Annotated in this window: 8 protein-coding genes; 6 read left to right on the top strand and 2 right to left on the bottom strand. The window is 32.8% G+C overall.

Translation table 11 applies throughout. From position 1 onward, the window contains the following. Positions 1–57 precede the first annotated feature (57 nt). Positions 58–1,059, top strand: coding sequence for a S1 RNA-binding domain-containing protein (locus NE054_RS06665; protein WP_345780603.1), 1,002 nt, complete (start codon positions 58–60; stop codon positions 1,057–1,059). Continuing rightward, entirely contained in the window at positions 1,059–1,631 is a 573-nt protein-coding gene (locus NE054_RS06660) for a hypothetical protein (protein ID WP_297890009.1), read from the top strand. Before NE054_RS06665 ends, NE054_RS06660 begins: the two co-directional genes overlap by 1 nt. Here the strand turns inward: NE054_RS06660 and NE054_RS06655 are convergent. Continuing rightward, entirely contained in the window at positions 1,575–1,739 is a 165-nt protein-coding gene (locus NE054_RS06655) for a hypothetical protein (protein ID WP_297890007.1), read from the bottom strand. The two genes, NE054_RS06660 and NE054_RS06655, sit on opposite strands and share 57 nt — an antisense overlap. 43 nt (positions 1,740–1,782) lie before the next feature. Between NE054_RS06655 and NE054_RS06650 the strand changes: the two genes are divergently transcribed. The 3 genes from NE054_RS06650 to waaF are packed head-to-tail and all read left to right on the top strand — an operon-like array spanning position 1,783 to position 3,977. Continuing rightward, positions 1,783–2,028, top strand: a complete 246-nt coding sequence (locus NE054_RS06650; RefSeq protein ID WP_297890005.1) for a hypothetical protein — start codon at positions 1,783–1,785, stop codon at positions 2,026–2,028. A gap of 9 nt (positions 2,029–2,037) precedes the next feature. Next, positions 2,038–2,982 (top strand): acetyl-CoA carboxylase carboxyltransferase subunit alpha, encoded by a 945-nt coding sequence (locus tag NE054_RS06645; RefSeq protein ID WP_297890004.1) that lies wholly within the window; start codon positions 2,038–2,040, stop codon positions 2,980–2,982. Further along, a complete protein-coding gene (gene waaF, locus NE054_RS06640; RefSeq protein ID WP_297890003.1) occupies positions 2,979–3,977 on the top strand; it encodes a lipopolysaccharide heptosyltransferase II in 999 nt (332 codons plus the stop codon). Before NE054_RS06645 ends, waaF begins: the two co-directional genes overlap by 4 nt. Here the strand turns inward: waaF and NE054_RS06635 are convergent. Further along, positions 3,963–6,371, bottom strand: a complete 2,409-nt coding sequence (locus NE054_RS06635; RefSeq protein WP_297890002.1) for a DEAD/DEAH box helicase — start codon at positions 6,369–6,371, stop codon at positions 3,963–3,965. The two genes, waaF and NE054_RS06635, sit on opposite strands and share 15 nt — an antisense overlap. 77 nt (positions 6,372–6,448) lie before the next feature. Between NE054_RS06635 and NE054_RS06630 the strand changes: the two genes are divergently transcribed. Continuing rightward, positions 6,449–6,676, top strand: coding sequence for a bifunctional nuclease domain-containing protein (locus NE054_RS06630; RefSeq protein WP_297890001.1), 228 nt, complete (start codon positions 6,449–6,451; stop codon positions 6,674–6,676). The last annotated feature ends 47 nt before the right edge of the window (positions 6,677–6,723 follow it).

The raw sequence follows: 6,723 nt of genomic DNA, 5'->3' as shown, positions 1-6,723 counted from the left end.
ATACGTTTTTCAAACACTTAAAGGTGAAAGTGAAGATATGGAAGCAACGGAGCATCTATTTTTTGCTCCAAAAAACCTATCTTATCCTTAAAACTTCTTGAAAAGAATCCTTTTGAAAACTTTGATAAAAACGTTGGAGATGTAGTAGATGCAAAAGTAAAAGAAATAAATAAAGGAGGATTGGTTGTTGATATCAACGGCATAGAAGGATTTATTCCTAATTCTGAAATATCCCATTTTGATTACAGAAACACTAAAAAAAGCATAAAAGTTGGAGATACAATCAAAGCAAAAATTTTTGAAATAGATAAAGAAAAAAGTAAGATAAAACTTAGCATTAAACAAACTCAGGAAAATCCAGTTGAGAAGTTTTTGAAAGAAAATCCAGTCGGTAGCGTAATCCAAGCAAAAGTAAAAGATGTAAAACAAAAAGTCGCATTTATAGACCTTGGAGATATAGAAGGAATTATAAAACTACAAGATGCAACAGATAATACTTCTGTTAAATCAATCTCATCTTTGTTCAAAGAAGGAAAAACATACAAGTTTAAAGTTTTAGGAGCAGAAGAGGATAAAGTACTACTTGGTACAAAGCAACTTCTTGAAGATGCTTTTAACAAGTTTACATCTGATTACAAGGTTGGAGATGTTGTAAAAGCTAAAGTAAAAAAATTAATAGAAAAGGGAGCCTTTGTTGACATTACAGATGATATAGAAGGTTTTATACCAGTATCGGAAATAGCAAAAGAAAGGATAAACATACCAAGTGATGTACTATCTCTCCATCAAGAAGTTGAAGCAAAGATTATAAAGATAGACCCTCAAAATAAGAAAATAACACTAAGTATAAAACAACTAATATTAGACCAAGAAAGAAAAGCACAAGAAGAAGAGAAAAGAAAGAAAGAAGAAGAAAAAAAGAAAGCCCAAGAGGAAGCTAAGAAAAAACTTTTAGAAAAGTTATCACAGAAGGAGGAGAAAAAAGAACCACAAGGAGAAGGTCTTGGAACCTTAGGTGAAATACTAAGAAAAAAATTAATGGAGAAAGAAGGTAAATGATGATTGATATACTGTCTTTAATTTTAGGAATTATATTTGTTTTAGTAGCAGCTGAACTTTTCACAAACGGAATAGAAACCCTTGGTCATAGACTTGCTGTATCAAAAAACTTTACAGGAAGCGTATTAGCTGCTGTTGGGACAGCTCTTCCTGAAACCTTGATACCTATCATAGCTGTGATATTCTTTGCCGGTAATAAAGGTCATGATATAGGTGTGGGTGCTATTCTTGGGGCACCGTTTATGCTTGCCACTCTTGCGTTTCCTTTGATTGGGTTGACAGTTATTATCGGTCATCTTTTAAAGAAAAGGGGTATTACACTTCATACCGAAACAACGGGACTAAGGAGAGATTTGACGTTTTTCCTTTTTGCTTACTCTATAGCCCTTTTTGTTGTACCTTTTGAAAGCTACTTTGTCCGTGTTTTAACTGCAGTATTTTTGGTGATTCTGTACGTGGTATACGTTTTTCAAACACTTAAAGGTGAAAGTGAAGATATGGAAGCAACGGAGCATCTATTTTTTGCTCCAAAAAACCCATACCCATGTTATACTGTTTATTTTTTCCGGTAGTTCTGTCGCAATCGGTGCTATTAAAAGAGAGAATATAAGAGGGTTTAAACCAAGAAGTAAGCTTATCTTTTCTATTCCATGAACAAAGATGTGAGCTCCCAATACCATTATAACAAGAGAGAAAACATGGGTATGGAGGAAAAAGGATACCTTGGCTGTAGGTAATGTTGCAGGGGCTATGGTGTTTCAAAGTACAATTCCTGTTAGTTTTGGAATAGTTTTTACAGATTGGAATATTACAGGTTTGGCACTTGTATCCGGAATATTTGCAATCGTCTCTGCTTTCTTGGTACTGATAGCATCTTACATAAACAGAAAGTACTTTGCTTACGGGTTTTCTGTGGGTATAGTATTCTTTCTAACTTACATTTATTTGGTTTTAAATAATGCTCACTAAGGGAAAAATATGGACTTAGAAAAAGAGATTCAAGATTTGTTGGACCAGATAGAAGTACTTAGAGAGAAGGTAAAAAAAGGTGAGCATGAGCTAATAAACGAACTTGCATCTGCCAGAAGGAAGTTTAAAAAGTTATCTAAGAAAAAGATGGAGTCTTTGACTGCATGGGATAGAGTTCAGCTTGCAAGACATTCAAAAAGACCTCACACTATAGATTACATCAAAAACATCTTTACCGATTTTATAGAACTTCATGGAGACAGAAGATTCGCTGATGATAAAGCAATAGTAGCCGGATTTGCTAACTTTGAAGGAAGACCTGTTTGTGTTATAGGGCATGAAAAGGGAAGGGATACAAAAGAAAAGATAGAAAGAAACTTTGGAATGCCTCATCCGGAAGGGTACAGAAAAGCCATAAGAGTAATGAAACTTGCAGAAAAATTCAAAAGACCAATTTTTACATTTATAGATACGCCCGGAGCTTATCCGGGAATTGGAGCAGAAGAAAGAGGTCAATCTCAGGCTATAGCCGAAAGTCTTATGGTAATGGGAAGTTTGAAAACTCCGATAATTGCTACAGTTATAGGAGAAGGTGGCAGTGGAGGAGCATTGGCTTTGGGAGTAGCAGACAGGATACTTATGCTTGAAAATGCCATTTACTCAGTTATATCTCCGGAAGGATGTGCTGCTATTTTATACAAATCTGCTGAATCAGCACCCATAGCAGCAGAGAACCTTAAAATCACAGCAAAAGACCTTTTAGAGCTTGGAGTGATAGATTGTATAGTTAGAGAGCCCCTTGGAGGAGCTCACCTTCAACCTAAAAAAATGTACAGATTACTTAGAAGAGCTTTGAGAAACTCGTTAAAGCAGATAGAAAACATAAATCCGGATAAACTGGTAGAAATGCGACAGAAAAAGTTTTATTCTATGGGAAGATTCACTGAAAGGTGAGAATTTTACTTTATCAAACCGCTTTTTTAGGAGATTTGATTCTTACAACTCCTTTAATACAATCCCTAAAAAAGATATATCCGGATAGTTTTTTAACGGTCATTTCCAAGCCTTTTGGAAAAGATGTTTTAAAAAATAACCCATTTGTAGATAGACTTATAACATTTGATAAAAGTAAGGATTCAACAGTTTCTTTGATAAAAACTTTGCGAAAAGAAAGGTATGATGTAGCAATTTCTCCCCACAGGTCCCACAGAGCTTCCTACATACTTTTTTTATCTGGAATACCTAAAAGAATAGGTTTTGACAAATCCGGATTTTCCTTTTTATATACAGACCTTGTTTCCCATAGGTTTGATGGTACCCACGAAATAGAAAGGAATTTAAAGCTTTTGGAAAAGTTATCCGGATTTAATCCGGATTTGATAGAAAAAAATCCAAAACTGTACCTTTCCCAAGAAGAGGAAGAATTCTACAAAAGTTTTGATTTAAAATCAAAATCCTACATAACAGTGGCTCCCGGTTCAAAATGGGATACAAAGAGATGGACTTCATCCGGATTTGCAAAGGTTATAGATGTTTTGATTGAAAAAAGGGAAAAAGTCGTTTTAATTGGTTCAAAGGAAGATGAAGATTTTGTAAATCAGATACTGTCTAAAACTTTAAAAAAACCTATAAATCTTGTTGGAAAAACAACCTTAAGACAGACCTTTTCAATCGTAAAAAATTCTAAACTCCTTATATCAAACGATTCTGCACCTGTTCATATGGCTGTATGTTTTGATGTTCCGGTGGTTGACATATACGGTCCTACTGTTAAAGAGTTTGGATTTTACCCTTACAAAAACGGAGTTGTGGTAGAGATAGAAGGTTTAAAATGTCGCCCTTGTGGACTTCACGGACATAAAACCTGTCCTATAAAAACCCACGAATGTATGAAAAAAATAACACCAGAGATGGTTTTAGAAAACGTTTTTAAATTAAGCTGTGATTAACTCTAAAAGAACTTCAGTTCCTATTTTATCCAAATGCTCGTTTGCATTACCACATTTTGGAGAAAGAATACAAGAAGGACAACCTGTAAAACATTTACAGTTTTTAATATTCTTATAAGTTGCCATTAAAATATCTTCCAATCTTTCAAAGCCAACCTCAGCATACCCTATTCCACCCTCAAAACCATCGTATATAAAAACTGTAGCCTTTTCTGTTTGGTCATGAAAATTGGTAGACATTCCACCTATATCCCACCTATCGTTCATTGCAAAAATAGAGTAGATACCAATCATTCCGTGTTCCATTCCGTGGAGACTTCCTATAAATATACTTTTATCATTTTTTAGCGTTGTTATTGAATCTTCAAGCTGTTTTTTCTCAAGAGAAGCACTTTTTGTATTGTTTAGCTTAAAGTTAAAACCATCTGATTCTACTATTTCTAAAACGGTTTTTATTGGATTTTTAGAGTTTTTCACTAAGTGTAAGATAAGGTCGTAGTAGTTTTTATCTAAAACTTTTTCAATTAGCTTTAAAAACGAGTTTAACTTTCTTTCTTTGGCTTTTTCTATTATAAGGTTTTCGTAATAATCCGGAACTGTAAACCAAACTCCTTTTGTTATAAAGTTTCTTTCTAAAAAATTTTCAAAGGAGATATCTTGAGTTTTTTTGTTATCTTCAATGTTTATTTTGGAATACCCTATTATGTAAGATTTTACATTTATCTCTCCATAGTAAATGTTTATATCCTTGTTGGTTCTTTGTTTTTCTACATTGATTATATCTATCTCAGTTTGTAGAATAGGCGTTGTGTAGTAATCAACCTGACTTTCTTCTACGTATATAACTTTATCTTTTTCATCTTTTTTTAAGACTTTGTAGGTTTCTCCGTTATGTAAGTATATTGCATTTTCAAAAGCTTCGTAGAATGCGTACTCTTGACTTAATTTTCCTATCTCATTCCCTGTTTTTATATGGATTATTTTATAAGAATCCCCAGATGTCCTTATATCAAAATCGGTTTTTACTTTCGAGCTTTTTATATAAAATTTCCCATTTTTGAATATTAACATATCCTCTTCTAATAGTTCTTTTACTATGGCTTTTTCTACGGAAGTTAAATTTTTCAGTTCTAATGGAATCTCTTTCGCAGCTACAAGAAGGTGTTTTTTCAAAATGTATTTATTATCCGGATTTATAACAGGTTCTTCCATAGACCTACTAAAAAGTTCTTCCGGATTTTTTACATAGTACTGGTCTAACGCATCATTTTTTGCAATGTAATAGTTGATAGAATCTTTGTCCCTTCTGCCGGACCTTCCAAATCTTTGCCACAAAGAAGCTAACGTTCCGGGAAAACCTTTGACAATAACACTATCTACATTTCCTATATCTATTCCCATTTCCAACGCACTGGTTGATATAACCACTTTTATTTCACCGTTAGCCATTTTCCTTTCAATCTCTTCTCTTTCTTTTGATTTGTATCCAGACCTGTAAGGACTTACTTTTAATGCTAAGTTTTCTTCTCCTTTTTTTAAGAAGTTTATCTTTATACTTTTATAAAGTAGTTCTACATCTTTACGACTGTCTATAAAAACTATTGTAGGTATGCTGTCTTTTATATGTTTTTCAATTAAATTTATAAGATTTTCGTTGGAAGTTGGTTTTGATATGTAAATGTACTTTTTTGGAGAAGGTGCTCCAGATTTTGATATTTCTACAAACTCTTTTCCTATGAACTTTTCAGTAAAACCTTTTGGATTTCTAATTGTAGCAGAGTTGCATATATATTGAGGATTTTCTCCTCTATAAAAAACGGTTATACGGTTTAACCTTCTTACAACATTACTAACATGTGAACCTAAAACACCTTTGTAAGAATGAAGTTCATCAATAACCACGAACTTTAAATTTCTAAACAGTTCTTCCCAATAATAGTGAAAAGGTAAAATTCCTTTGCTTAACATATCCGGAGTAGTTATTAGAAAATTTGGAGGTTTTTTTCTAATTCTGTATCTTTCATTTTGTTCTGTATCTCCGTAATAACTGTTTACGGTAGCTTTCAGTGAGGATTTTTGTATCAAGTTTCTTATTTTTGTCTCTTGGTCTCTTGCCAAAGCAACTAAAGGAAATATTAAGATAGTTCTTGTATTTGGATTCTTACAAACCTCTTCCAAAATTGAGAGTGTGTATATCATAGATTTTCCAGATGCAGTTGGAGTAGTTATCACTACATCTTTACCTTCTAACACTTCTGCAATAGCTTCTGTTTGATGAGAGTAGAGTTTAATGTTGTTTTTTATTAAAAAATCGTTTATCTTTTTACATTTAAACTTAAAATCTCCGTATATCGCTGGCTGAGGTTCTAAAACCTTTTTATATACGATTTCCATAACAATATTTTAACATTATTGAAAAATTTTTAAATTTTAGTATATTAATATTAAATCATTTTATAAAAGAGGTGATAATGATGATAGAAGTAAGTGTAAAATCAATAGCAATAGATTCAATAACTGGAAGTCCTATAGTTTTATTAGCAGATGTAAACAATCCTAACGACATATACCCTATATGGATAGGAGTTGCCGAAGCGGAAGGAATAGTAGTTAAACAAAGCGGATTTGTTCCACCAAGACCTTTAACTTATGATTTATTTAAAAATACTACCCTAATTTCCAATTCGAAAAAAAGATGAAATAAAAAACCTCCAGTGGTATCATAAAGTAAAACTACCACTGGAGG

The sequence above is a fragment of the Sulfurihydrogenibium sp. genome, from assembly GCF_027448985.1.
Classification (GTDB): Bacteria; Aquificota; Aquificia; order Aquificales; family Hydrogenothermaceae; genus Sulfurihydrogenibium.
The sequence above is the reverse complement of the archived record's forward strand: the minus strand, read 5'-3'. Positions and strand labels throughout refer to the sequence as shown.